Origin of the sequence: Nocardioides renjunii, from assembly GCF_034661175.1 — a bacterium.
Classification (GTDB): Bacteria; Actinomycetota; Actinomycetes; order Propionibacteriales; family Nocardioidaceae; genus Nocardioides; species Nocardioides renjunii.
The window spans coordinates 1,614,481-1,639,019 of record NZ_CP141058.1 but is presented as its reverse complement, the minus strand read 5'-3'; the positions used below and the strand labels follow the sequence as shown (position 1 = coordinate 1,639,019).

Sequence of the window (24,539 nt, the reverse complement as noted above, 5' to 3'; positions counted from 1 at the left end):
AGGTCAGCGCGAGGTGAGGCGCCGGTTAAGGGAGCTCAAAGGCTCGTGCCGGAGGGGTGGCGCGGACCCGGTCGGGCGGTACGGTCGCGGCGTGGCGGAGGTGCTGATCATCGAGGACGACGACCGGATCCGGCCGTTGCTGGTGCGGGGCCTGCGCGACTGCGGCCACACCGTGACCTCCGCGCCCACCGGCATGACGGGCCTCCAGCTCGCGGTCGACAGCAGCCCCGACCTGGTGGTGCTCGACCTCGGGTTGCCCGACGTCGACGGCACCCAGGTCCTGTCCATGCTCAGGGCCGTCAGCGCCGTGCCGGTCATCATCGCCAGCGCCAGGGCCGACGACCCGTCGCTCGTGGGCGCGCTGGACGCGGGCGCCGACGACTACGTCGTCAAGCCGTTCACCAGCGCGCAGCTCGACGCGCGGATCCGAGCCGTCCTGCGGCGCGTGGAGTCCGGACGCCGGCGACCGACGAGCATCACCGTCGGCGGCCTGTCCGTCGACCTCGCCGGGCGGCGCGTCCACCTCGACGGTCAGGAGGTCGACCTCACCCCGCGCGAGTTCGACCTGCTCGCCCACCTGGCGGAGCGCCCCGGCGAGGTGGTGACCAAGCGCGACCTCCTCGTCGAGGTGTGGCGCCAGCCGTGGGGCGGGTCCGACAAGACCGTCGACGTCCACCTGTCGTGGCTGCGCCGCAAGCTCGGCGAGACGGCGGCGGCACCGCGCTACCTGACCACGGTGCGCGGGGTCGGCGTACGCCTCGCCGCCCCCGACGAGGACGGCTGAGGTGCGCCGCAGCCTCCTCGTCACCGCCGCCGCGGCGATCTCGATGGTGCTGCTCGCCATGCTCGTGCCGATGGCGATCCTGGTCCGCAGCTATGCCCTCGAGGACCGGCTCGCCCGGGCCGCGCTGGAGGTGCAGGCGGTCGAGACGGTCGTGTCGGGCCAGGACGAGGGCATCGTCGGGCAGTACGTCGACAAGCTCAACCGCGACGACGAGGACCGCCAGGTCACGGTGCTCTACCCCGACGGCGTGGGCATCGGCCCGGACCCGTCCGAGGACGACAAGGTCCTCGACGCCCGCAACACCGGCCGCGCCCGGGTGGACGACGTCGCCGGCGGCTCGCAGATCCTCGTGCCGGTGTCGCGCGGCGGCAACTCGGCCCTCCCCTCGCTGACCCCGGTGATCCGGGTGGTCGTCGCCGAGCCCGGCCTCACGTCCGTCGTCGGCCTCGCGTGGGGCCTGCTCGCGGTCCTCGGCCTGACGCTGCTCGCCGGCTCCCTAGTCGTCGTGGACCGGCTCGGTCGGTCGTTCGTGCAGCCCATCCGCCGCCTCGCCGACCACACCCAGACGCTGGGTCGTTCCGGCGCCGTCCAGCCGCTCGCCTCGGTCGAGGGCCCGGCCGAGGTGCGCGAGCTGGCGGGTGCGGTCGACCGACTGGTCGGCCGCATCCAGCTGCTCCTGGCCCGCGAGCGGGAAAGCGTGGCAGACCTCTCCCACCGGCTCCGCACCCCGGTGACGGCGCTGCGGCTGCGGGTGGAGACGGTCGCCGACGACGACCTGCGCGAACGCCTCGGGTCGGACCTCGACTCGCTCCAGGCCACCGTCGACGAGATCGTCCGCGAGGCCCGGCGCTCCGAGCGCGAGGGGCTCGACCCGCGCACCGACGCGGTCGCGGTGGTCACCGAGCGCGTACGCCACTGGGAGCCGCTGGCCGAGGACCAGGGCCGTCCCTGGACGACCGACCTCGCCACCTCGGGACCGCTGCTGCGGGCCAGCCGCGCCGACCTGGAGGCGCTGGTCGACGTGCTGCTCGACAACGTCTTCTCCCACACGCCCGACGACGCCGCCGTACGCATCACGCTGGCCGCGTCGGACGACGGGCTCGAGCTGGTCGTGGACGATGCCGGCCCCGGCCTGCCCGCCGAGCTCGACGTCACCGGGCGCGGGGAGAGCGGCGCGGGCTCGACCGGCCTGGGGCTCTCGATCGCCGCCCGCACCGCCGAGGACTCGGGTGGCGCCCTCGGCGCCGGTGCCTCCGACATGGGCGGAGCCCGGGTCGCCGTCACGTTGCGGACGGCCTGACCCAGGCTCCGGCCCGTCGGGGCGGCTCAGCGGAGGGTGACCTTCACCGAGCACGTCGAGCCACCGGCCGGGGTGACCGACAGCGTGAACGTGTCCGAGCCCGCGGTGTTGCGACGGAAGGTGTCGAGGTCGAGCTCGCCCTCGTCGTCCGCCGTGAGCACCCGTGAGGTCGCGACCTTGCCGTCGTGGCGGATCGCCACGCGCCACTCGCTGCCCGCGCGGGCGCGGTCGATGTCGGCGTCGACCTCGAAGCCGCCGCGCTCGCGGTCGACGTTGAGCTCGAACGTCGCGCCGGCGCAGGTGCCGCGGCGCTCCACGTCGGCGCTGGCGGGGGCGGCGACCAGGACGGTCGTGCCGGCAGCTGCGGTGGCGGCCAGGGCGGCGCCGGCGATCAGGGTCTTGTTCATGGCTGTTCTCCTCGGTTGGGGTGGGTGGAGCTGGGGTCGGTGCTCAGGCGGCTCAGGCGCCGAGGGTGGCCGTGCAGGCCTCGCCCTCGGCGGGGGTGAAGGTGACGGTCCAGGTGGCGTCGCCGGGGGTGCCCGAGCTGTAGGCGTCGACGTCGATCTCGCCGTCCTCGTCCGTGGTGCGGGAGCCGGCCAGCAGCGACGCGTCGTCGCGGGACAGCTCGACCTGCCACTCCTCGCCGGGGCCGGCGGACTGCAGCTCGGCGCTCACCTCGGTGCCGTCGTCCTCGGCCTCGGCGCTGAGCTCCCAGGTGGCGCCGCCGCACGTGCCGTGCTCCGACGTCTGGGCCTCGACCTGGCTGTCGACCGCCCACCAGGCTCCGAGACCGACCACGACCGCTGCTGCGGCCGCGCCGCCGATGACTGCCTTCTTCTGCACGATTCCTCCTCGTCGTCCGACGCCGCTCGGCGTCATGACAGGAAGGCTCATGCAGGAGCGGCTAACCCCGCTCCAGCCCGGTGCTAAGGGCAGGCAAAGGCTGCTGGAGCGGTGAGTGAGGCAGGTTCTGCGGGCAGGAAAGCTGCGTCACTCACCGCCGGTGCGGCGTACGACCTCCGAGCGGTGAGTGAGGCAGGTTCTGCGGGCAAGAAAGCTGCGTCACTCACCGCCGGTGCGGCGTACGACCTCTGGAGCGGTGAGTGAGGCAGGTTCTGCGGGCAGGAAAGCTGCGTCACTCACCGCCGGTGCGGCGTAGGGCCTCCGAGCGGTGAGTGAGGCAGGTTCTGCGGGCAAGAAAGCTGCGTCACTCACCGCCGGTGCGGCGTACGACCTCCGAGCCGTGGGTGAGCCACCTTTCGGGCGGCGAGAAGGTGGCTCCCGCACCGCTGCGTCAGGCGACCGGCACGTCCCGCTCGATCTCGGCCAGCCACGCGGTGCCCTTGGCGTCGCTGGGCATCCGCCAGTCGCCGCGCGGGCTCATCGTGCCGCTGGGGCTGACCTTCGGGCCGTTGGGCAGCGCCGACCGCTTGAACTGGTTGGCGAAGAAGCGCTTGACGAAGACCTCGAGCCAGCTGCGGATGTCCTCGAGCTGGTAGGCGACCCGCGCGTCGGCCGGGAAGCCAGGAGGCCACTCCCCCGCGTCGATGTCCTTCCACGCGTGCCAGGCGAGGAAGGCGATCTTGCGCGGCCGGAAGCCGTGGCGCACGACGAGCGCGAGCGTGAAGTCCTGCAGGTTGTAGGGGCCGACCGAGTCCTCCGTCGCCTGCGGCTTCTTGCCCTCCTCGATCGGGATCAGCTCGGGCGTGATCTCCTGCGCCAGGATCTCGCGCAGCACCTCGTTGGTCTCGGCGCCGAACTCCCCGTGGCTGATCACCCAGCGGATCAGGTGCTGCACCAGGGTCTTGGGGACCCCCGCGTTGACCGTGTAGTGCGACATCTGGTCGCCCACGCCGTAGGTGCACCAGCCGAGGGCGAGCTCGGAGAGGTCACCGGTGCCGACGACGATGCCGCCGCGCTGGTTGGCCAGGCGGAAGAGGTAGTCGTAGCGGAGCCCGGCCTGCACGTTCTCGAAGGTGACGTCGTAGAGCTTCTCGCCTCGGGCGTACGCGTGGCCGAGGTCGGCCAGCATCTGCTCGGCCGCCGGGCGGATGTCGATCTCCTCGAAGGTCACGCCGAGCGCCTCGGAGAGCCGGGTGGCGTACGCCTTGGTGGTCGACCCGGTCGCGAAGCCCGGCATGGTGAAGGCCAGCACGTCGCTGCGCGGGCGTCCGAGCCGATCCATCGCCTTGCACGCCACGATCAGCGCGTGGGTGGAGTCGAGGCCGCCGCTGACGCCGATGACGGCCTGGGGCGAGCCGATGGAGCTCAGCCGCTGCTCGAGGCCGGACACCTGGATGTTGTAGGCCTCGTAGCAGTCGAGCGCGAGGCGCTCGGGGTCGTCGGGGACGAAGGGATAGCGGTCCACCTTGCGCAGCAGCCCGATGTCGCCGGCCGGCGGGTCGAGCTCCCACTCGACGTCGCGGAAGCGCTGGACGCGCTCGGCGTGCGTGCGCCGGTTGTCGTCGAACGTGACCTGTCGCAGCCGCTCCTGACGCACGAGGTCGAGGTCGACGTCGACGACGGTGCGGCGAGGCCCGTCGGGGAAGCGCTCGCTCTCGCCGAGCAGCGAGCCGCACTCGTAGACCATCGTCTGGCCGTCCCAGCTGAGGTCGGTGGTGGACTCGCCCTGGCCCGCCGCGGCATAGACGTACGCCGCCGCGCACCGCGAGCTGGCACTGCGCACCAGCAGCCGACGGTCCTCGGCGCGGGCGACCGTGATCGGCGACCCGCTCAGGTTGGCCAGCACCGTCGCGCCGGCGAGCGCGGCCTCGGCGCTGGGCGGCACGGGCACCCACAGGTCCTCGCAGACCTCGACGTGCAGGTCGAGGCCCGGCACGTCGAGGCACCGGAAGATCAGGTCCGGGCCGAAGCGCACGTCCTGGCCGGCGACGGTGATCCACTCGAGCTCGCGGTCGTCGCCGGGGGCGAACCAGCGGCGCTCGTAGAACTCGCGGTAGTTGGGCAGGTAGGACTTCGGGGCGACGCCCAGGACGGACCCGCGGTGCACGACCACCGCGCAGTTGTAGACGCGGTTGCCCTGCACGAGCGGCGCACCGACGACGAGGGCGGTCATCAGGTCGGCACTGGCCTCCGCGATCTCGGCGATCGCCTCCTGCACCGCCTCGAGCAGCGTGTCCTGGAGGAAGAGGTCGTCGACGGAGTAGCCGGTCAGGCCCAGCTCGGGGAACACCGCGACGGCGACGTGGTCGTCGTGGCAGGCGCGGGCCTGCTCGATGACGGTGGCGGCGTTGGCGGCGGGATCGGCGAGGTGCACCGGCAGGGTCACGGCGGCGATGCGGGCGAAGCCCTGCGCGTAGGCGGAGTAGAAGTCCACGTCCTCACTCTAGGGAACGGCGCGGACACGGCGGTCCGGCCACCCGGGTCGCGGAAAACCTCGCGACGGGCCGCGGGGCGCGCGCCTACCGTGCAGGGATGCCCGAGCTCGAGATCACCCGCTGCGTCAGCGACGCCGACCACGAGGCGTGGCGACAGGTCCGCATCGCGGTCCTGCCCTACGAGCGCACGCAGTCCCTCGCCGAGCTGCGGGAGGGCGACACCCCGGACCGGCTCCTGCTCCTCGCCCGGGTCGACGGTGTGGTGGTCGGCCACGGCCTCGCGCAGCGCTCGGACCTCGCCGGCGGTGGCTCGGTGAGCCCGCGCGTGCTCGAGGCCCATCGCCGTCAAGGCATCGGCACGGCGCTGCTCGAGCGGCTCACCCAGCACGTCGCCGACCTGGGCCTGCCCGTGCTCCGCGCCGGGGCCGACGACGACGGTGCGCTCGCCTTCGCGCACCGCTTCGGGTTCGAGGAGGTCAACCGTGAGGTCGAGCAGACCTACCGCATCGCCGGGCCCGTCCCGCAGGCTCCCGCCCCGGACGGCGTCGAGGTGGTGACGGCGCAGGAGCGACCCGGGCTGTGGGAGGCGTCGTACGAGCGGTTCGGGCTCGAGGCGCTGTCCGACTTCGCCGTGGACACACCCCTCGACGTCAGCCCGGAGCGCTGGGCACGCGACTGGCTGGCCGACCCGATGTTCCTCGCGCTCGACGACGGGGAGGTCGTGGCCTGCGCGGGCCTGGGCCGCGACCCCGACCAGCCGACCCGGGCCGAGAACGGGCTCACGGCCGTGCGCCGGGACTGGCGAGGGCGCGGCCTGGCGGTCCACCTCAAGCTGCGGGCCCTGGCGTGGGCGGCCGAGCACGGGATCGACGAGGTCTACACCTGGACCCAGGACGGCAACGCCGCGATGCGCGCCCTCAACACCCGCCTCGGCTACGCCACGACCCGGGTGGGCGTGCAGCTCGCCCGACCAGTGTCCGGGTAGTCCCGTCCACCCCTCCGATCATTCCCATCGGGCGCGGGCCCCAGTAGCGTCCCGGACGTGCGCACCCCTCTTCGCACCACCTCGCTGTCCGTGTCCGTCGCCGCCCTCGCCGTCGGCCTGCTCACCGGCCCGCCGCCCTCGGGCGCCGACCCGGGTCCGTCCCGGCCCACGGCCGTGCAGGCGGCACCGGACCGTCCGCTCGCCCAGGCACCTCGGCTCCGCGTGCGCACCGTCGCCCGCGGTCTCGAGCACCCCTGGGACGTCCAGCAGGCGACCGGCGGGCGGGTGCTCGTCTCCGAGCGCGACCGCGCCCGGATCAGCGTCGTACGCGGCGGGCAGCGGCGCACCCTGGCTGACCTGTCGCGCCTGGTGTGGGTCTCCGGGGAGACGGGGCTGCTGTCGCTGGCCGTCGACGCCGGCTCCCGGACCGTCTGGGCCTGCCACGGCGCGAGGTCCGGCGGACGCAACGAGGTCCGGGTGACGCGCTGGCGAGCCGACGCGGCCTGGCGCCGGCTGTCGCAGCGCCGGGTCGTGCTCGCCGGCCTCCCGGCGAGCAGCGGCCGCCACGGCGGCTGCCGTCTCCTGCTCGAGCGCGAGGGCGACGGCCTCCTCGTCGGTACCGGCGACGCCGCCGTGAGCACGAACCCGCGCGACTTGGACTCGCTGGGCGGCAAGGTGCTGCGCGTGCACCGTCGTACGGGTGCGCCGATGGCCGACAACCCCTTCGCCTCGGCCGCGTCGCCCCGCCGCTTCGTGTGGACCTACGGCCACCGCAACGTGCAGGGGCTCGCGCAGCGCGACGACGGCTCGCTGTGGTCGGTCGAGCACGGCAGCTACCGCGACGACGAGGTCAACCTGCTCGTCGCCGGCGGCGACTACGGCTGGAACCCGGGACCGGGCTACGACGAGTCCGTCCCGATGACCGACCAGTCGCTGCCCGGTGTGCAGCAGGAGGCGGCCTGGTCCTCCGGTGACCCGACCATCGCGACGTCCGGCGCGGCCTGGGTCCGCGGCGCCCAGTGGGGCCCGCTCGAGGGCACGCTCGCGGTGGCCGCGCTCAAGGGCTCGGAGGTGCTCTTCATGCGGTTCGACGCCACCGGCGAGCTCGTCTCCGTGGTCCGGCCCGCGCGGCTGGCCCGCCTGGGCCGGCTGCGCTCGGTCACGTCCACGCGCGACGGCGACCTCCTCCTCACCACCGACAACGGCACCGGCGACCGGGTGCTGAGGGTGTCGCCGCGCTGACCCTGCGCCCGTCCTGCGTCGACCTCCTTCCACAGGAGCGGCCTCCCGGGTTTGAGGAGGCCCTCGCAGCGGAAGGAAGGAGGTCATGACGCCTCCTCCGACTGACGCGTTCCCTCCCGACCGGCCCACCGACCCGGCCTCCTCCGACCCCGCGATGGCCGACCCGATGCTCCGTGTCCTGCGTGAGCTCCACCCGGGGGTCGACGTGGTCGTCCTGCCGCAGCCGGCGCCGGCCCCCGTGGCGCCCGAGCTGACCTCGGCCGAGCGTGACGGGCTGGCGGCCGCCCTCGACCGCTCGCTCGACGACCTGCTCGCCCGGGTCGTCCCCGACCCGGAGGCGGCACCCGTCGTGCGCGAGGCGCGGTGGCACACCGACGAGTGGGGGCAGAGCTGGTACTCCTGCACCGCCGTGGTCGGCCCGCTCGCCACCGGTGGCAACATCGCGCTCCTCCGCGCCACCGGCCACGCGCTGGTCGGCCTCGGCTGGCAGGCACGACCCGTGCCCGGCGACCGTCCCCGCCTCGTCGCGCGCCGCCGCGGCGGGCTCGAGGGCGCCGCCACCGTCCGGCCCGACTCGGTGGTCCTGGACCTGCGGACCGCCAAGGTGCGCGCCGTGCAGGAGGTCGCGTCATGACGCTGCAGATGTGGACCGCGACCCTCGCCCGGGCCCGCACCGCCTGGGAGGAGCAGTCCGAGGGCCTCGACGGCCCGCGCAAGAACCTCGCGCAGGCCGACCCCGCGCTCCTCGGGCCGGCCGTGCAGGGCGCGGCGGACGCGTTCCTCACGACGTGGGAGCAGCGCGTCCTCGCGCTCCGCGACCGGGCGTCCGGTCACGCCGACGCGCTCGCCCAGACGATGTACGACCTGCTGCTCACCGACCAGGAGAGCGTCCAGGCCACCCAGGGCCTCCTCCTGTGGGAGGACCGCGACACCCAGCCCGTCGAGGCGGTGGGCCCGTGACGACGATCGCCGTCCCGGCCTGGCTGCCGCGCGAGCCTGAGCTGGAGGTGCAGGAGTCGTCGGGCGCGGTGCTCACCGACGTACGCGCCGCCGCGACCGCCGTGAGCGACGTCGCTGACTGGGCGCGTGCCAACGGTGCTCCCGACGACTTCGCGGGTGACGCCGCGGATGCCGCCGACCACGCGGTCACGCGGTTCGCCGGCGACACCGACGTCGTGCACGCCGCCCTCGAGCGCGGCGCCCTGGCCATCGACACGTTCCTGACCGCGATGCGGCAGCGCCGCACCGAGCACGACGAGCTGATGGAGCGCCGGCAACGGCTCAACGACGACCGGGAGGCACTCCTCGCCCGCATCGAGGGCGCCACCGCGGACCAGGTCGAGGCCCTGCAGGCCGAGGCGTCCGCGCTGCGGCAGCGCTTCACCTCCTACCACCAGGACCTCGTCGCGTGGCGCGACCGGGTCGACGCCGACGAGCAGGCGGCGGTCCGCGCGCTCGCGGCCGTCGACGAGCTCGCGGAGGGCGTCACCGCCGCGGCCGACCCCACCCGCGTCGACACCGGGGCCCTGGCCGCCGAGCTGCGCCGCCTCGGCACCGACACCGACGCGGTCAACGCCTGGTGGAACGGGCTGTCCCAGGCCGAGCGCAACGCCCTGATGATCAGCGACCCCGACCTGGTCGGCAACACCAACGGAGTCCCGACCGGCGACCGCGACGAGGCCAACACCTCCGCCGTCCAGCGCGACATCGAGTACCTCCTCGGCCTCCAGGCGTCCGGACAGGACCTCAGCGCGTCCGAGCAGCGCTGGCTGGAGAACGCCCAGTCGATCGAGCTGGCCGTCGCCAACGCCTCCTCGGCGCAGTACGCCGCCCTGGGCGTCGACGCCTTCGTGATGGCCTACCAGCCCCACGCCTTCGGCGGCGACGGCATCGCGGCGGTGGCCTACGGCGACCCCGACACGGCCGACCACACCGCGGTCTACGTGCCCGGCATCATGCAGGACGGCACCCAGATCGACGAGAACGGTGCGCAGGCGCTCAACCTCTACGAGGAGACGCTCAACAGCATGCTGGCCGAGGACCCGCCCCGGCCGGGCTCCGTGTCGACCATCGCCTGGATCGGCTACGACTCGCCCAACTTCAACCCCGAGTCGATGTGGCCCTGGGACCTCGGCGACTCCGCCGGCGACGTGGGCCACACCGTGACCGAGGCCAACGCGCAGGCCGGCGGACTTGCGCTCTCGCAGTTCGTCGACGGCCTCAACAGCACCCACTCCGAGGGCGACCAGCCGCACCTGACGGTCATCGGCCACAGCTACGGATCCACCACGTCGTCCTACGCTGCCGTCGGCGGCATGGACGCCGACTCGCTGGTCCTGATCGGCAGCCCGGGCGCCAGCGAGGGAGCCCACCACGCCTCCGACCTCAACATGCCGCCCGGCCAGGTGTTCGTCGGTGCCGCCGACAACGACCCCGTCTCGTGGCTGGGCGGCGAGGACGGCCTCCTCCCGGGTTCGTGGGACGACAGTCTCGGCCTCGGCCAGGACCCGGCGCAGAGCGACTTCGGCGCCCACGTCTTCGGCGTCGACAACGGCCAGGAGTTCCACGGGCCGGGTGGGCTCGTCAGCACCGGCTTCATGCAGAACCACGTCAACTACTTCGACGACGGCAACCCCGCGCTCGCCAACATGGCTGACATCGTCTCGGGCAACTCCGACGACGTCGTCGACACCGGCGGCCGCACCCAGGACGCGCACGACTACCTCTACGACTGGGCGGGCGAGGAGGTGCAGCACCACGTGGTCGAGCCGGTCGTCGAGACCTACGAGGACGTGCGCGACGGGGTGGTGCAGACCTACGAGGGCGTGCGCGACGGTGTCGTCGACACCTACGAGGGCGTCCGCGACGGTGTCGACGACGCGGTCGAGGGCGCGCAGGACGCCTGGGACGACGCGTGGGAGAGCGTGTGGCCTCCGCGGTGGCCGTGACAACTAGGTTGGGTGCCATGCGCACCGCACTCACCCTGCTCACGCTCGCGGCGCTCCTCGGCGCCACCTCGGCCTGCAACCTCGGGGGCGACGAGGTGCCCGCGAAGACCCGCGAGCAGGAGGTCGTCGACACCGTCGACGAGGCGGTGCCGCTGGCCCGCGACGCGCTGGGCGCCACCACCGCCGTGGTCGACGGCAAGTGGAACAGCTGCCCCGGCGGCGTCGGGCACCGCTTCGAGGGTGGCGGGACGCTCACCGCTCCCGAGGGCGACGGTGCGGCCCAGCTCGAGGCCGTCCGTGAAGCGCTCGTCGGTGGGGGCTTCGACGACGAGACGCAGGCCGACGGCCACGTCAGCGTCGTACGCCGCGGGGTCGAGCTCGACTTCTCCCAGCAGCTCGCGGCCAAGACGCCGGGCACGTGGTCGATGAGCTTCCAGGGTCCGTGCCACCGCTACAGCGGCGACGACGAGGACTACGTGGAGGCGCAGAACCTCCAGCCCGCCCGCACGCTGGTCGAGTGATCCCGCGCGTCGCGTGTGAGCGCCGCCACACGGACGTACCCGCGGGTTCGGCACTAGCCTGACGAACGGTCCGTGGACTCCACCGGGGAGCTGCGAGACGACGAGGAGCGCACGATGTCTGCACAGTCCGCACAGCCTGCTCAGCCCGCACAGCCCGAGGAGACCGCCCCCTACGGCTCCGGCCCGGCCGCTCCCCCCGCGGCCCCCGTCCGGCGGGTCCGCACCCATCATCTCCGCGAGATGAAGGAGCGCGGGGAGAAGATCACCATGCTGACGGCCTACGACATGTACACCGCGGCGACGTTCGACGAGGCGGGCATCGACCTCCTCCTGGTGGGCGACTCCGCCTCCAACAACGTCTACGGCAACGAGACGTCGCTGCCGGTCACCGTCGACGAGCTCCTCCCCCTGACCCGCGCGGTCGCCCGGTCGGTCACGCGGGCGATGGTCGTCGGCGACCTGCCCTTCGGCAGCTACCAGGCGTCCCCCGAGCAGGGCTACCTCACGGCGGTCCGGTTCATGAAGGAGGCCGGCGCGCACTGCGTCAAGCTCGAGGGCGGCGCCGAGATGGCGCCGGTCATCCAGAAGTGCACGCAGGGCGGCATCCCCGTCATGGCGCACATCGGGTTCACGCCCCAGTCCGAGCACACCCTCGGCGGCTACCGCGTCCAGGGCCGCGGCGAGGCGAGCGACCGCATCGTCGCCGACGCGCGGGCGGTCCAGGAGGCCGGCGCGTTCGCCGTGGTGATGGAGATGGTGCCCGGCGACGTCGCCGAGCAGATCAGCAAGGAGCTCACCATCCCGACGATCGGCATCGGCGCCGGCGCGGGCTGCGACGGGCAGGTGCTGGTCTGGCAGGACGCGTTCGGCCTGCGCACCGGCCGGATGGCGCGCTTCGTCAAGCAGTACGCCGACGTGCACGGCGTGCTCCTCGACGCGGCCCGGGCCTACGCCGACGACGTGCGCGGCGGCACGTTCCCCGGGCCCGACCACACCTTCTAGCTCCCGTCCTCACTCCCGTCCGCGCCCATCGCCCGGCGCTTGGGCGAGCACGCCAGTACGCCACCCCCGGTGACAACGCCCTCCGGGACCGGCAGGATCAGGCATCCAGCGACGCGAGGAGTGAGCGGTGAGCGAGACCCCGGTCAAGAAGACGGCTGCGACGAGCACGACGACCAGGAAGTCGCCGGCGAAGAAGACGGCGACCACGAAGTCGGCGAACACGAGGACGGCCACCAAGAAGTCAGCGACCACGAAGTCGGCGACCGCGAAGTCAGCGACCGCGAGGACGCCCGCGAAGAAGTCGACCGCCGCGAAGGCGCCGGCGAGGAAGGCCCCTGCCAAGAAGACGACCGCCAAGAAGGCGCCGGCCGGCGGGAGCGGCACCGCCAGGACCACCCCGTCGACCAAGCCGGTCGCCACGGCCGCCCGGCGGTCCCCCGCCGAGCGTGCCGCCGACGTCGGGGCGCAGGCCGTCGCGACGGCGGCGCTGGTCCAGAAGGTCGCCTCGGAGACGGCCGAGCGGGTCGCCGCCGAGACCGCCGCCCGCGTCAGCCAGCAGTACGAGGCGGCGATCGCCGAGCTGACCAAGACCCTGGACAAAAGCACCAAGAAGGCACTGAAGAGCGTGCGTGCGGCCGCGGACGCCGCTCAGTCGGCTGCGCCGGGCAAGGGCAAGAAGAAGAAGAAGAAGTGATCAGCGCTCGCTGACCCGACCGTCCGGCCCGGGCTCGTCGTCGTTCCACTCCGGGTCGTTGTCCCACGCCTCGTTGCGCTCGGCCACCTTCTCGAGCGCGTGCGACGCCTCGTCGGCGGTGGCGTAGGGCCCGAGGCGGTCGGAGTTCTTGCAGCCGTCCCGGCCCTCGACCGCGTGGTGGGTCAGGCAGAACCAGTATTCGTTCTCGCTCATGACCCGAAACTACACTCGCGCACGTGCCTGTCGTCGCCCCTGCCGCCATCTCCCCGCGCCGGGCCGTCCCGGCGCACATCCCCCGCCCGGAGTACGTCGACCGCCCGGCGCCCCAGCGCTTCACCGGCGAGGAGGTCAAGGACGCCGAGACCATCGAGCGGATGCGGATCGCCGGTCGGCTGGCCGCGCAGGCACGCGAGCTCGTCGGCGCGCACGTCGTACCCGGGGTCACCACCGACGAGCTGGACCGGATCGGGCACGAGTTCCTGTGCGACCACGGCGCCTACCCCTCGACCCTGGGCTACCGCGGCTTCCCCAAGTCGCTGTGCTCGAGCGTCAACGAGGTCATCTGCCACGGCATCCCGGACTCCCGGGTCGTCGAGGACGGCGACATCGTCAACATCGACATCACCGCGTTCATCGACGGCGTGCACGGCGACACCAACGCCACCTTCCTGGCCGGCGACGTCGACGAGGAGACGCGCCTGCTCGTCGAGCGCACCCGCGAGGCGCTCGACCGGGCGATCAAGGCGGTCAAGCCCGGCCGCCGGGTCAACATCATCGGACGCGTCATCGAGGCCTACGCCAAGCGCTTCGGCTACGGCGTCGTCCGCGACTTCACCGGCCACGGCATCGGCACCTCGTTCCACTCCGGCCTGATCATCCCCCACTACGACGACCCGCGCTTCGACGACGAGATCCGCGTCGGGATGACCTTCACGATCGAGCCGATGCTCAACCTCGGCACCCCCGACTACGACATGTGGGACGACGGCTGGACCGTGGTCACCCAGGACGGGCGGCGCTCCGCCCAGTTCGAGCACACGCTCCTCGTCACCGCGGATGGCGCCGAGGTCCTGACCCACCCCTAGACTCCTTCGCGAGTGGGTCGGCCGGGCGGCCGCGGCTCGTTCCTCCGGGTCTGACCCGAAGTGGCGGGTCGAGGAAGGTCCGGGCTCCACAGGGCAGGGTGGTGGCCAACAGCCACCCGGGGCAACCCGCGGGATCAGTGCCACAGAGAACAGACCGCCTCCCGGCGTGCCGGGCGGTAAGGGTGAAACGGTGGTGCAAGAGACCACCAGTGCGCCGGGCGACCGGCGCAGCTAGGCAAACCCCACCCGGAGCAAGATCAGACAGGATGCGTTCGAGGGCGGCCCGCCCGAGCATCCGGGTAGATCGCACCAGGCGGCCGGCAACGGTCGTCGCAGATGGATGGTCGCCCCCGCGTCAGCGGGACAGAACCCGGCCTACAGGCCGACCCACTCCCTACAGGCCTCTGACCTGCGAAAACGTGATCACAACACCGCTGTAGTCCGCAGATAGTCCGCAAGAGAAAAACTCTTGCGTCTTCAACTACCGTCGTCGATCGGCTCGAATCGCCACCGAGCAGGCGCTTGTCCACCTAGGGTCGCGGGGTGTCCGAAGGCGCCAACGAGAAGCGGATGAAGCTCCGTTACGCCGGCGTCTGCCGGGTCTGCGATGCCGAGCTGGCGGCCAGGGTAGAGGCGATCTACGAGCGGTTCACCAGGACTGTGCGCTGCCTCGACTGCTCCCCCGCCGCCGACGCCATCTCCCGGTCATCGGTGGTTGAGGTGCGACCGCAGCGAGCCTCGAGACCACACTCGGATGCCATCGACCCCGGCACCCCCGGCGCCTCAGCCCGGCGCGAGTACGAACGCCGCCAAGCCAGGCGCGAAGCCCGGATCCGCGAGAAGCACCCCAAGCTCGGCGGCCTCATCCTCGCCGTCGCCGACGAACCGCAGTCAACGAAGTCCTGGGACACCGGCGCCATCGGCGAGGAACGACTCGGCGAGAAGCTCAACGATCTCGCCTCCGACAGCATCCGCATCCTTCACGACCGCCGCATCCCCGGCACACGAGCCAACATCGACCACATAGCCCTCACGCCAAGCGGCGTCTACGTCATCGACCCCAAGCGCTACGCGGGTCGTCCCACGCTCGAGATTGAGGGTGGCCTCCTCCGTCCGCGCACGGAGAAACTGCTCGTCGGTGGCCGGGATCGCACCAAGCTCGTCGACGGCGTCCTCAACCAGGTCGGTCTCGTGCGTGCCATCGTTGGTGACGACGTTCCTGTCGTCGGCGTCCTCTGCTTCATCGATGCTGATTGGCCGCTGATCGGAGGATCCTTCACGACCCGCGGAGTGGAGGTCCTGTGGCCAAGAAAGCTCTACCCGCGTTTGGCTGCGCCGACGCCATCCCAGGTCGACCTCGACGCTCTGCATCGAGCGTTAGCCGCAGCCCTTCCCCCGGCCTAGCTCGGAGTCACCACGGCGCCGCACAGTGCCCACTATGGGCTAACTACTGCGAGCCGGCTCAGCCACCTAAACAGGCGCAGACTGCGAAACTTGGTCCGGCTCGGGACTTCTTGGCCGCGCCGAACAGGACCTCGATGGGGTAATTGGGATTCAGATGCGGCCTCAACAGACAGTCGAGTGTCCGATCACGAGCAACGATCGACGCTCAAGCATGCGCTTTGCGGGCGCGCTTGGCTCCGCTTCCTTCAGCTCAGAAGGACGGCTCAAGCGCGATCACCAAGCTTCGCACCCTGACGTCAGCTCGCTCATGGCTTGTGACCTCAGATTGACATCTCGGTCTCCGTCACACCGCGTCGCAAACCTAAGTTGTCGGCCCGGTGCCGCCGCGTTCTCGCAGGATTCGTGCGTAACATCACGGAACGCCGCCGCGAACTACAACCGGTTGCGAGCATTTGGACCAAGGTAGGCCCAACGACGTCCAGACAAGAAAGACGAGATGAGCTACTTCAGCACGCTCGAGTTGAATCTCAACGACGACGTAATGCGCGAACTTCGGCCGGGTCAAGCCGGTGCCATACGAGCCATGCAAGCGTACGCAATTGCGCGAAGCGACACCGCAGCCCTCATTTCACTTCCAACCGGCTACGGCAAGAGTGAACTAATCGCCCTTGCGCCCGCAATCTTTCGCGCCGATCGCACACTGGTCGTCGCTCCGTCTCGAATCGTTCGCGACATGCTTGCGCACCGGATCCGCGAGCAAGAGCACTTGCGCCGTACTGGAATTGTTGATCCGGAGGCGCCACGCCCAAAGGTGCTACGCCGCCATCGAGTGATTGCCACGGCGGCCGCATGGGATGGCCTACGCGATGCCGACCTGATCGTTGCCCACCCTCAAGCCATTAGTCCGGCACTGAGCTCGGTGGTCGATCCGCCAGATCCCAAACTGATAGACCTCATCATCTTTGATGAAGCTCATCACTTAGCATCCCAAACTTGGTCTGCTCTCCTCGACGCCTTTCCTTATGCCGACGCCATTGGTTTCTCTGCAACACCGTTTAGGCGCGATCGTCGACGGTTGCCTGGACGAGTCGTGTTCGAGTATCCGCTCTACCGCGCCGTCCAGGACGGGCTGTTTGCGCCAATCCAGTACCGCGAAGTCGCCGCGGGACCCGACGCCGCTGAGCGAGATCGCGCGGTGGCGCAGGCGGCGATTGACGAGCACCGAAGACGAGAGACGACTCGATCTGGAGTGGCACGCCTCCTCGTAAGAGCAGACTCTGTTGAGCGAGCGACCGACCTTGCCCGCCTCTACAAGGAGCTCGACTCGGGCATCACCCTCGAGGTGATCACACACCAAACGACCGACAAGTCAGTGCGCGAAGCGGTGACTCGGCTAAACAACGGTGAGAGCGACGGGGTGTCCTTCGTTGGGGTGCTCGGGGAAGGCTTCGACCTTCCAACACTAAAGATCGCGGCGTACCACAATCCGCACCGGTCGCTACCCGTGACCATCCAGTTTGCGGGACGCATAGCAAGAGCCGGCGACGAAAAGGAGTCCGCCATTATGATCGCCGCTGCGGCGGCCCATCCGGAAATCGTTGCTGAACTCCACCGCGACAACCAGCGCTGGGACAAGCTCATAGACGGTCTGGCGCGCGAGTTCGCGCGCCAGCCGACACCTCTATGGTCTGCCTCTGACGCTGACACACACTCGCTCGTCGAGGTCTTCACGGACGACAATTTTCGAGCGTTCGGGCTCTGCCAGGTTGCCGAGCTCGATACCGTGCCTGGATCGGAGGAGATAGCTCGGGCATTCGAAACGGATCGCGCATTCAAAGCGTCCTCAACGAATGCAAACGACTCCGCCCGTGTCCTTGCAGTCATCGAACGACGAGATCTCAACACCTTCGGCGTGCTTTTCGAAAGACGGCACGACCTACCTTGGCTACGCAGCACCCCGGACTCCTACACGGAAACCAACTACCTCGCACTCGCAGTGATCCCGAGAGATGTGACCGGCGCTTGGTTGTGCGTTCGCTCTACGCTTCCCGACGGGCTCACTGCAGCAGTGCTCGATGGCGTCATTGGCGAACGGCGCGCTCCACGAGGCACATCCTTGGCGCGGTTCGCTACAGCCGAGTTCGCCTCCGGCAACTACACCTCGCTTGGGCAGCGCTCCGTCCATCCCGCGACGGCCGGTGTCAAGACGTACCAGACTGGTGCCGGGCGCCAGGTCGATCGCTCCGTCACGCCTGACGACCGATTTCTAACCGCCGTCGGCCATGCGATCGCCGTGCAGAGCGCCGGTGCCGATTCGAGCCAAGTCGGCATTGCGTTCGACAAGCAGAAGGTTTGGCGTCAGGGCTACCTCAGCCTCGAGGCATACCACGGACTAGCAACGGAGGTCGCACACGCGCTCGACCGCGGCCATACTCCCGCGGCCCTCGCTCAACTACGCATCCCGGGTACGGCTCTATCGGCAACGGCCGCCCCGATCGCGGCTGAGCTCGACGTGGCCCTTGACCCGACTTATTCCGCCGAGCTCCGCGTTGATGAGCGGTCCTGCCCTATACGACACCTTCAGGTTGCCGCCTCCCGAAAGCGTGGTGGATCAATCAAATTGCTTCTCAAGGGAACGGTCGGTGCGTCGTTTAAGGCCACCGTCGTGATTGATCCCGATGGCCGAGTGACATCGGCAGAGGGAACTATCATCGACCAAGGCCGCGACGTCGCGTTTGAAGACGCTCTTCGAGACAAGCCTCCTGCCATCTACTTCGACGACGGGAGCTTCCTCCGCGGTCCCGGCGGCCACGTTGCACCCAACTCCGATCAAGACCTCTTTTTCGCGGTCGGCGCTTCGACACTGGAGCTCGACAGCGCGCCGTATATGAAACTCGGCGCCAGTAACCAGGTCCTTACGATTGACGACACGATCTCCGCGCTCCCTGAGAAGGGCGGCACTAGGCCGGACGACATTCTCGCCAACGCGGCGGACCTATCGAGCTCACCGACGGTTTCCTTGCTCCAGTACGCCTCGAGGCAAGTTGATCTTGAGGGTGCTGACTTCATCTTTTGCGATGACGCCCGAGGCGAGAAAGCAGACATCATCGCCGGCTGGCATAGCTACGGGCTCACAGGCACGCCCCACCTTCGCCTGATCCACTGCAAAGCCAAGAAGGCGACCGACCAACCTGGTGCGCGCCTGCCCGACCTTGAAGAAGTTGTCCAACAGACGCTGCGCTCCTTGGACTTCGTGCTGGCCCCCGCTTCCGCCCTCGTTGACCAGCTCGAACACAGAGCCACGAATCGTCCACGCCGGTACGTCAAGGGTGACGCAGTCACGTTCCGCAACATCCTCAACGCCGACCCAATCAGTCGGACCAACGAGATTTGGATCATGCACCCGGGCATGTCGGCCGCGGCGCTGCGCGCGGCGTCTCCGGCCCGCAAATTGCTTGGAGGGATCCGAGCCCGGCTCGCCACCTCTGCCGTCAGTCTTACACTCGTCGGCAGCGAGTGAACCCCACCTGGCAGACTCCTCTTTTCCGTCGCCTGAGCCCGCGAGCGCGTCGCCCTGGACCACTTCGGACGCTGGGTGTACGACACGATTAGCATCTCGCCATGACATCCGATGGTCACGCACTGAGCAAGGGGCTAGGGGAGGTGTCCTCTTCTCTGATTCCCGGTTCCGGCGTGGTCGTCGAACGCATGTTGTTCGCCATGCGGTCGGAATGGGATCGCCGTGGATCGAATGCGTTGAGGGCCGCCGAGGCCGTCTCTGGTCTCACCCGGGAGGAACTCGCAGACCGGATCGAATCTCGTCGAGAACTTGTGCCGCTGGTGACCCGAATGCTCTACGAGGCGGGCATGAACGGGCACGAGGACCTGCTTCTGGCTATGGGAGCGGCATTTGGGAGGGCGGTCATCGAGCCAGAAAGCGTCGACGACTGCGAAATGGTTCTACGGGGGCTGATGACCCTTCGCCCAGCCGAGGCACAGTTGATCAGAATCATGAGGGACCGGTCGGTCCTCGCAGGGGCCAAGCCAGAGACCGGGGACAATCGCTCGTTCTACGCAAGTGACTTGGCCACCGAGGCCAAGTTGGACCTGACGGTGGTTGAGTCGGGTCTCGTACGCCTGTCGGCTGCAGGCTTCTTAGCGGCATACCACGGCGTCTTTGGGGGCGGCAGTAGCTACAGCATCACTGAGTTGGGTCGCCTTCTGTACGACCTACTTGAGCGTGTATCTGACACGGCCGGCAGAGGCTAGGACCGCGGCGCGACACGACTTGTCGCTTCTGCAACCAGCAAGCCAAACCAGCGTCATTTCGCCGCGAATCCCCTGCCACGCAGCAAGGGACTGCTCAATCCGCCGAACATGCCGTGGATTACCGAGCCAACCTCGTGACCGGATCAGATTTCCCTCAAACCCAGCGGACGCGTCCCTCGCGAAGCCAAAAGTGACAGCGGCGTTCGCCCTTGAAGTCGACCGACGGGGACAGGGACGGTTCCTTGCCGTCGTTTGTGAATACGCTCCACTCGGGCCGGCTGGGGTGGGCCAGATTCAGCTCGAGGACGTGACCACGTCCGCACGGGCACTCGAGCACCACCCACTTCGCTGGCTCACCAAGCTGGTAGACCCGTCGCGGGTTGAGGTGTTCAGGAAGGTCGGCGCGGTCACGGATTGTCACGGCCTCGGTGTAGCGGGCCTTGGGTCGTCGACGCAGGCGCCGGGTCAGGTTGATGACGACCCAGCGTCTGCCTACGTGCGCGTCACCCACGGTCGGACTTTCCAGCCGTGTGGGTCAGGGGTGGTTCGGGCCACATCAGATCTAGGTACGGCTCCTTCTGGCCACGGCCGAGGAACGGCGGGTCGGAGCAGAAGCATCCGGGGCGCTGCGGCAGCCGGTTGCGCCGCAGCTCGCCGATGTGAGGGCGCAACAGGAGTTCGGTTGCTGCATCCGACCCGATGCCGACGAACCTCAGCAGGAACTCGCTCGCGCCTAGGGCTGCCACGAGCGTGGTCAAGGTGACCACTGCCGGCTGCGGGGTCTCGGCGGCCTGCACGTAGCCTTCGCCGGCGAGCCTTTTGCGGGCTTCGGGGTCGAGGTTCTCGGTGTACGCCTGCGCGGCGTCAAGACGTCCGCGGCACAACAGGCACGCAGCACCGGGCCCGATCCAGGTGACTCGCTCGTCGACCGCCACACCGGTTGCGCTGACGGCGACGAGGACCGCCAGGTCGACGACGACGGCGAGGTGTGCATACGCGAATCGGTTCAAGATCATGCGAGCGCCATGACCGTCGACGCAGCTGAACACGACGTCGGCGTGCTGGATGGCCTCGATCGCTGTGGCGCTGTGCAGCGGTGCCTGCACGTCGATGATTCTGGTGCCGAGCCCAATGTCGCGTAGATGTGCCCCGAGGACCTTGACCTTGGGCTGGCCGACGTCAGCGACGCGAATGCCGTGTCCGCGGGTCGGGGTCGGTGGGGTGACGGTGTCGTCGTCAATCAGGCAGATGCTGCCGACGCCGATGCGAGCGAGCTGCACCGCGACCGCCGAGCCTGTGCCGCCGGCGCCGATGATCGCCACGTTGGTGGCGGCAAGCATTCGCTGTCCGTCCGCACCGAGCATTCTGACCTGGCGGTCGAACGCTCCAACCTCTTCAAGGTCATCTGCGCCGGCACCACCATCGTTGCCGTAGCTGCGACCGGTATCGGTGGCGTGGGGCTCCGGCGGAACCATCAGGCGCAGGGTCGGCCCGGCGACGCGGACTGCTTCGACCTCGTGGAACTGGACCAGCAACGAGTTGTCAGCTCGATCATCGGTCTGCGGACTGTCGAAGGTACAGGCGCGCGCCACGACGGCCGGGGCTTCGCTGCTGCCGGCAACGACCACAGAGGCGTACGCGGAAGCACCGAGGTCGCGGGCGGCAGCAGCAAGCGCAGCGTCGACGTCGTCGTCGTAGGAGGAGAAGAACGCCAGGCCTCCGGGGTGGGTGTGGATGAACACCGGCACCTGGTCGTTCTTGATGGCTGAGCGAAATGCAGGTACCCAACCGGCCGATGCGATCGAGAGACCGAACCCGTGGCGCTCGAGGTAGGCACCGTCTGGAACCCATGTCAGAGCCTGCCCGAGGAGCGCCACGGCGTTAGTGCTCGCGGCGGTCGTTGCTGACGTGGTGAGGACAGCGGCGGTCTCGACGTGAAGGTCGAGGGTGGCGGTGAGCTCCGCGAAGTGCTTGGCGCTCACCGCCACCCGGGTGACAGTCTGCTCAGGCGTGCTCGCAGCCATCACTCGCCGCCGGCCTGACGCAGGCAGCGCCGGACGTAGCCCAGGTACGTCTCGAGGTTATCGATGCCCGGTCGCCACTGCTGGGCGATATGACGGCTCCACCGCTGCCACTCCCTGTCCTCGAAGGTCTCAGTGACATCGGCACCGGGCACCTGGGCGCCCGACGCGGCCGTGACGTGCGGGGCGAGCCAGAACATGTCCGGAGCCGCGTCGGGAAACCCGAACGGCAGTCTCAGCAACAGCTCGACGCGGTCCGGGCTCAGCCCAGGCGCGGTCGGGAAGGCCTGGATGATGACATTTGCGAATCCCGCGTCGACCGAGACCTCGTAGGTCAGGCCGGCTGAATCGAGAAACTCGCTGTCCTGCTGACGGAGCACGCTCATCACCTCGGTCGTCACGGGTGCACCGTGTCACGCGCGGCCGCGTGTGTCCTCGGCTGGCGCTGCCCGGGGTTGATCACCCGTGGCACCGTGAAGAATCGCATCCTGTCGACCATCTTGATCACCTCGTCGTTGCCAACCAGCCTGTCGAGCTCGTCAACGACATCGAGCCACAAGTCGCGGTCCTCGCCGACCGGAGGCTGGGCTAGTGCCCGGACCTGGGTTCCGGTCAGCTCGTTAGCGTGCGCCTGATATTTCGTACCGTCGATGTAGATCGGAATCTTCTCCGGCTTTGGGGGTTTGGCCGCCTTGGTCTCAGTTGACATCACAGCACCTCTTTCGCCGGGCAGCGGATCTACCCGTATGCCATAGAGCATACACGCATACATACTGCTTGCAATACCAACTCTTTGAAGGCATGCTTACTGAAGCGCAGGGAGCGCGAAGGAGAGGAGACACCGTGAGCAAGACCCGCGTCACGACCATTCGTCAGCCTGAGGATCAGGCCGAGGACATGGAGTTCGTTGCCCGCGTGGACGGCATCGCTGCGTCCGAGCTCGTCCGCGACGCGATTGCTGAGTACCTGGAGAAGCGCCGGGCAGATCCGGACTTCAAGAACCGACTGGCCGCTCGGATCGAGGCCGACCAGAAGATCCTCAAGCGGCTGGCGGAGTAAAAGCCACCGACGGCAACCACGCTGTCTACAGCATCGCAACCACGACCTCGGACCGAGCACAGAAGGGATGACGATGATCCAGTACCTCAGCTTGGCTGATTTCCTCCTCATCGCCGAAGCGGCTCTCGAGGTCCCTGCGGAAGATCTCTTCCGCGTCTGCGACATAGGAGCGGCAGACTCAGCGCTCAAGGCGGCGGCCGCCGGATTCGGTACGTACGAGGCCTACCCGACCATGGCTCAGAAGGTCGCCGTACTCGGCAACCGCCTTTGCCGCAACCACCCACTGCTCGACGGGAACAAGCGCGTGTCGTACCTGGCTATGCGCGAGTTCGTCGAACTCAACGGCTACACCTGGACTCCGCCGGCAGCAGACGAGCCGGACGGCGACGAGACCGTCAAAGTGATGTGGGACCTGGCCGCAGGCCACATGACCGAGGCGGACCTAACCGCATGGATCGCCGAGCGGATCGGCGAAACCTCGTGAGCGCCGCGCAGCCACCGTCGGAAGCTGCCGGCCCTGACGAGCCGTCCGATCCGCTCGGCTCAAGCGCATCTGAGCCATCCGCTTCGTTCGTAGGCGACCGCGGCCATTCGTCGATGCCCCAGCTGTACATTGCCTGTCCGCTGACGGGCCTGGATGAAGACAGAGAGCGCCTCGAGGCCACCAGCCACCGGGTCGAGACCGTCCAGCGCGCCGTGATCGAAGAGACCGAGACCAACCGCATCGACGGCGAAAAGTGGCCTGTGACGATGCACGTTCCGTTCAAGATCTCCCGCCCGGGCGCGGACGGCGGGCTGATGCCCACGACGATCTACGGCCGTAACCTCGACGCCCTGCTCGACTCCGATGGGCTCATCGTAGTGACGGACAGGTACTGCAGCGCCGGTATTGGTCAGGAGATCGAGTGGGCGACCCGTGCTGGCATCCCAATTCTGTACCTGTCGCATGTGCAAGCGAGCCGCCAGATCCTCGGCACTCCTCACAACGTCACCGGCGTTGTGTGCGAGGACGCAGACACCATGGCGGGTCAGGTACGCATCTGGCTCCGAACCCACCGTGCCCAGATCCAAACCGGCCCCGGAAGGCGTGCCGACCGCAACCTGGCCTATCTGCAACTGACCGCCCGGCTGCGCACGGCATGGGAGCAGAGCACCGACAGGACTCCGCAGGCTGCTCAACTCAAGCTGCAGCCCGGCTCGATTGACAGCCTCGTCGCGTCCCCGGCGCGGGTTGCGCTCACGCCCTGGTGGACCATCTGCGAGCTGGCGATGATCCTCGGGGTGAGCCTCGAGGCCCGGCGCAGTCTGACGTACGCCGAGAGCCGCGCCTGGGTGAAAGCAGTCGAAGACGCCGGGTGGGACCAAAAGGTCGCAGACCGGCTGCGTAGCTTTGCCGTCACAAACGCCACGGACGACCTCGAGTTGCCGGCGACCTGGGCTGTGCTCTACCAAGTCGTATACCCGCCGCCTCGCCAGTAGCCACAAACATCGCGCACTTGCTGGCGCATCCTGTGACGTTCTTGACGTGCGTCAATCCGCCGCGAAGAGGCGTAGGTGTGGTCTGCCGCAACCGCTAAACCAGCGGTGCTCTCAGTCGGCGTCCTTTAGTTCGTGCCTCTCACTGGTGCCGGTCTCGAGGCGCTCCACGGCGTCGAGGAGGCGACGGGCGTTGGCAGGGGAACGCATCAGGTGAGCCGTCTCGCGAAGGGATTCGAATTCCACCAGCGACACGATCACCACCGACTCGTGTCCGGCACGCGTGACGACCACCTCCTCACGATCGTCGACGACGTAGTCGAGCAGCTCTGCGAAGCGGGCCTGCGACTCGGCATAGCTCACGGTCTTAATCGTTCCTCCTGCACAGAACCGTACGTTCTCGGCGATTCA

Annotated in this window: 26 protein-coding genes and 1 other RNA gene; 18 read left to right on the top strand and 9 right to left on the bottom strand. The window is 69.2% G+C overall.

The genetic code is table 11. The annotated features are described in order from the left end of the window. Positions 1-91 precede the first annotated feature (91 nt). On the top strand, positions 92-784 hold the full coding sequence (locus SHK17_RS07900; RefSeq protein ID WP_172273523.1) for a winged helix-turn-helix domain-containing protein: 693 nt from the start codon (positions 92-94) through the stop codon (positions 782-784). A gap of 1 nt (position 785) precedes the next feature. Further along, positions 786-2,084 carry a sensor histidine kinase gene (locus SHK17_RS07895; protein ID WP_322921672.1) on the top strand — a complete coding sequence of 433 codons (1,299 nt, stop codon included), beginning with the start codon at positions 786-788 and terminating at the stop codon, positions 2,082-2,084. A gap of 26 nt (positions 2,085-2,110) precedes the next feature. Here SHK17_RS07895 and SHK17_RS07890 read toward each other — a convergent pair whose 3' ends face one another. The 3 genes from SHK17_RS07890 to SHK17_RS07880 all read right to left on the bottom strand — a co-directional run bounded on the left by SHK17_RS07890 (position 2,111) and on the right by SHK17_RS07880 (position 5,421). Further along, the gene (locus SHK17_RS07890; RefSeq protein ID WP_322423901.1) at positions 2,111-2,491 is read right to left on the bottom strand and encodes a hypothetical protein; all 381 of its coding nucleotides are present in this window, start codon (positions 2,489-2,491) and stop codon (positions 2,111-2,113) included. 52 nt (positions 2,492-2,543) lie between these two features. Beyond that, on the bottom strand, positions 2,544-2,927 hold the full coding sequence (locus tag SHK17_RS07885; RefSeq protein WP_322921671.1) for a hypothetical protein: 384 nt from the start codon (positions 2,925-2,927) through the stop codon (positions 2,544-2,546). Positions 2,928-3,378: 451 nt separating this feature from the next. Further along, entirely contained in the window at positions 3,379-5,421 is a 2,043-nt protein-coding gene (locus SHK17_RS07880; RefSeq protein ID WP_322921670.1) for an NAD(+) synthase, read from the bottom strand. A 98-nt stretch (positions 5,422-5,519) separates the two neighbouring features. Here SHK17_RS07880 and SHK17_RS07875 point away from each other — a divergent pair, with 98 nt between their 5' ends. The 8 genes from SHK17_RS07875 (at position 5,520) to SHK17_RS07840 (ending at position 12,814) form a co-directional block, all read left to right on the top strand. Next, positions 5,520-6,407, top strand: a complete 888-nt coding sequence (locus SHK17_RS07875) for a GNAT family N-acetyltransferase (RefSeq protein WP_322921669.1) — start codon at positions 5,520-5,522, stop codon at positions 6,405-6,407. A gap of 57 nt (positions 6,408-6,464) precedes the next feature. Further along, entirely contained in the window at positions 6,465-7,649 is a 1,185-nt protein-coding gene (locus SHK17_RS07870; RefSeq protein ID WP_322921668.1) for a PQQ-dependent sugar dehydrogenase, read from the top strand. 85 nt (positions 7,650-7,734) lie between these two features. Next, on the top strand, positions 7,735-8,283 hold the full coding sequence (locus SHK17_RS07865; protein ID WP_322921667.1) for a hypothetical protein: 549 nt from the start codon (positions 7,735-7,737) through the stop codon (positions 8,281-8,283). Continuing rightward, positions 8,280-8,609 (top strand): hypothetical protein, encoded by a 330-nt coding sequence (locus SHK17_RS07860; RefSeq protein WP_322423896.1) that lies wholly within the window; start codon positions 8,280-8,282, stop codon positions 8,607-8,609. The genes SHK17_RS07865 and SHK17_RS07860 overlap by 4 nt, the downstream gene beginning before the upstream one ends. After that, on the top strand, positions 8,606-10,597 hold the full coding sequence (locus SHK17_RS07855) for an alpha/beta hydrolase (RefSeq protein WP_322921666.1): 1,992 nt from the start codon (positions 8,606-8,608) through the stop codon (positions 10,595-10,597). The genes SHK17_RS07860 and SHK17_RS07855 overlap by 4 nt, the downstream gene beginning before the upstream one ends. 17 nt (positions 10,598-10,614) lie before the next feature. Beyond that, positions 10,615-11,118 (top strand): hypothetical protein, encoded by a 504-nt coding sequence (locus tag SHK17_RS07850; protein WP_322921665.1) that lies wholly within the window; start codon positions 10,615-10,617, stop codon positions 11,116-11,118. 114 nt (positions 11,119-11,232) lie between these two features. Further along, positions 11,233-12,120, top strand: a complete 888-nt coding sequence (gene panB / locus SHK17_RS07845) for a 3-methyl-2-oxobutanoate hydroxymethyltransferase (RefSeq protein ID WP_322423893.1) — start codon at positions 11,233-11,235, stop codon at positions 12,118-12,120. A 127-nt stretch (positions 12,121-12,247) separates the two neighbouring features. Beyond that, entirely contained in the window at positions 12,248-12,814 is a 567-nt protein-coding gene (locus SHK17_RS07840) for a hypothetical protein (protein WP_322921664.1), read from the top strand. Here the strand turns inward: SHK17_RS07840 and SHK17_RS07835 are convergent, their stop codons facing one another. Then, positions 12,815-13,027, bottom strand: coding sequence for a hypothetical protein (locus tag SHK17_RS07835; protein WP_322423891.1), 213 nt, complete (start codon positions 13,025-13,027; stop codon positions 12,815-12,817). It lies immediately after the preceding gene. A 23-nt stretch (positions 13,028-13,050) separates the two neighbouring features. On the opposite strand from SHK17_RS07835, the gene map reads away from it, so the two are divergent. The 5 genes from map (at position 13,051) to SHK17_RS07810 (ending at position 19,572) form a co-directional block, all read left to right on the top strand. Beyond that, positions 13,051-13,899 carry a type I methionyl aminopeptidase gene (gene map / locus SHK17_RS07830; protein ID WP_322921663.1) on the top strand — a complete coding sequence of 283 codons (849 nt, stop codon included), beginning with the start codon at positions 13,051-13,053 and terminating at the stop codon, positions 13,897-13,899. Positions 13,900-13,912: 13 nt separating this feature from the next. Further along, an RNA gene (gene rnpB, locus SHK17_RS07825) (RNase P RNA component class A) lies at positions 13,913-14,293 on the top strand. Positions 14,294-14,442: 149 nt separating this feature from the next. Next, entirely contained in the window at positions 14,443-15,303 is an 861-nt protein-coding gene (locus tag SHK17_RS07820) for a nuclease-related domain-containing protein (protein ID WP_322921662.1), read from the top strand. 496 nt (positions 15,304-15,799) lie between these two features. Next, positions 15,800-18,823 (top strand): DEAD/DEAH box helicase family protein, encoded by a 3,024-nt coding sequence (locus SHK17_RS07815; RefSeq protein WP_322921661.1) that lies wholly within the window; start codon positions 15,800-15,802, stop codon positions 18,821-18,823. A gap of 101 nt (positions 18,824-18,924) precedes the next feature. Next, positions 18,925-19,572: a hypothetical protein gene (locus SHK17_RS07810; protein ID WP_322921660.1), complete on the top strand. Its 648-nt coding sequence runs from the start codon at positions 18,925-18,927 to the stop codon at positions 19,570-19,572. A gap of 154 nt (positions 19,573-19,726) precedes the next feature. On the opposite strand, the gene SHK17_RS07805 is transcribed toward SHK17_RS07810, so the two are convergent. From SHK17_RS07805 to SHK17_RS07790, 4 genes are read right to left on the bottom strand one after another with little or no spacing between them, the layout of a single operon-like run. Then, positions 19,727-20,083: a DUF6527 family protein gene (locus tag SHK17_RS07805; protein WP_322921659.1), complete on the bottom strand. Its 357-nt coding sequence runs from the start codon at positions 20,081-20,083 to the stop codon at positions 19,727-19,729. Further along, positions 20,076-21,554, bottom strand: a complete 1,479-nt coding sequence (locus tag SHK17_RS07800; protein WP_322921658.1) for a ThiF family adenylyltransferase — start codon at positions 21,552-21,554, stop codon at positions 20,076-20,078. The genes SHK17_RS07805 and SHK17_RS07800 overlap by 8 nt, the downstream gene beginning before the upstream one ends. A gap of 41 nt (positions 21,555-21,595) precedes the next feature. Then, on the bottom strand, positions 21,596-21,994 hold the full coding sequence (locus SHK17_RS07795; protein WP_322921657.1) for an E2/UBC family protein: 399 nt from the start codon (positions 21,992-21,994) through the stop codon (positions 21,596-21,598). Further along, positions 21,991-22,302, bottom strand: coding sequence for a multiubiquitin domain-containing protein (locus SHK17_RS07790; RefSeq protein ID WP_322921656.1), 312 nt, complete (start codon positions 22,300-22,302; stop codon positions 21,991-21,993). The genes SHK17_RS07795 and SHK17_RS07790 overlap by 4 nt, the downstream gene beginning before the upstream one ends. 134 nt (positions 22,303-22,436) lie before the next feature. On the opposite strand from SHK17_RS07790, the gene SHK17_RS07785 reads away from it, so the two are divergent. From SHK17_RS07785 to SHK17_RS07775, 3 genes are all read left to right on the top strand, one after another. Continuing rightward, positions 22,437-22,652: a ribbon-helix-helix domain-containing protein gene (locus SHK17_RS07785; RefSeq protein ID WP_322921655.1), complete on the top strand. Its 216-nt coding sequence runs from the start codon at positions 22,437-22,439 to the stop codon at positions 22,650-22,652. A gap of 67 nt (positions 22,653-22,719) precedes the next feature. Next, positions 22,720-23,136: a type II toxin-antitoxin system death-on-curing family toxin gene (locus SHK17_RS07780; RefSeq protein ID WP_322921654.1), complete on the top strand. Its 417-nt coding sequence runs from the start codon at positions 22,720-22,722 to the stop codon at positions 23,134-23,136. Continuing rightward, the gene (locus SHK17_RS07775) at positions 23,133-24,131 is read left to right on the top strand and encodes a hypothetical protein (RefSeq protein ID WP_322921653.1); all 999 of its coding nucleotides are present in this window, start codon (positions 23,133-23,135) and stop codon (positions 24,129-24,131) included. Before SHK17_RS07780 ends, SHK17_RS07775 begins: the two co-directional genes overlap by 4 nt. Positions 24,132-24,242: 111 nt before the next feature. On the opposite strand, the gene SHK17_RS07770 is transcribed toward SHK17_RS07775, so the two are convergent. Beyond that, complete coding sequence (locus SHK17_RS07770) at positions 24,243-24,491, bottom strand: type II toxin-antitoxin system Phd/YefM family antitoxin (protein WP_322921652.1); 249 nt, start codon at positions 24,489-24,491, stop codon at positions 24,243-24,245. Positions 24,492-24,539: the final 48 nt, after the last annotated feature.

Coding starts and splice junctions, on each gene's coding strand:
- SHK17_RS07890 (WP_322423901.1), bottom strand. CDS start 2,491: ATGAACAAGACCCTGATCGCCGGCGCCGCCCTGGCCGCCACCGCAGCT.
- SHK17_RS07875 (WP_322921669.1), top strand. CDS start 5,520: ATGCCCGAGCTCGAGATCACCCGCTGCGTCAGCGACGCCGACCACGAG.
- SHK17_RS07865 (WP_322921667.1), top strand. CDS start 7,735: ATGACGCCTCCTCCGACTGACGCGTTCCCTCCCGACCGGCCCACCGAC.
- SHK17_RS07860 (WP_322423896.1), top strand. CDS start 8,280: ATGACGCTGCAGATGTGGACCGCGACCCTCGCCCGGGCCCGCACCGCC.
- SHK17_RS07850 (WP_322921665.1), top strand. CDS start 10,615: ATGCGCACCGCACTCACCCTGCTCACGCTCGCGGCGCTCCTCGGCGCC.
- panB (WP_322423893.1), top strand. CDS start 11,233: ATGTCTGCACAGTCCGCACAGCCTGCTCAGCCCGCACAGCCCGAGGAG.
- SHK17_RS07835 (WP_322423891.1), bottom strand. CDS start 13,027: ATGAGCGAGAACGAATACTGGTTCTGCCTGACCCACCACGCGGTCGAG.
- SHK17_RS07815 (WP_322921661.1), top strand. CDS start 15,800: ATGAGCTACTTCAGCACGCTCGAGTTGAATCTCAACGACGACGTAATG.
- SHK17_RS07810 (WP_322921660.1), top strand. CDS start 18,925: ATGACATCCGATGGTCACGCACTGAGCAAGGGGCTAGGGGAGGTGTCC.
- SHK17_RS07790 (WP_322921656.1), bottom strand. CDS start 22,302: ATGTCAACTGAGACCAAGGCGGCCAAACCCCCAAAGCCGGAGAAGATT.
- SHK17_RS07780 (WP_322921654.1), top strand. CDS start 22,720: ATGACGATGATCCAGTACCTCAGCTTGGCTGATTTCCTCCTCATCGCC.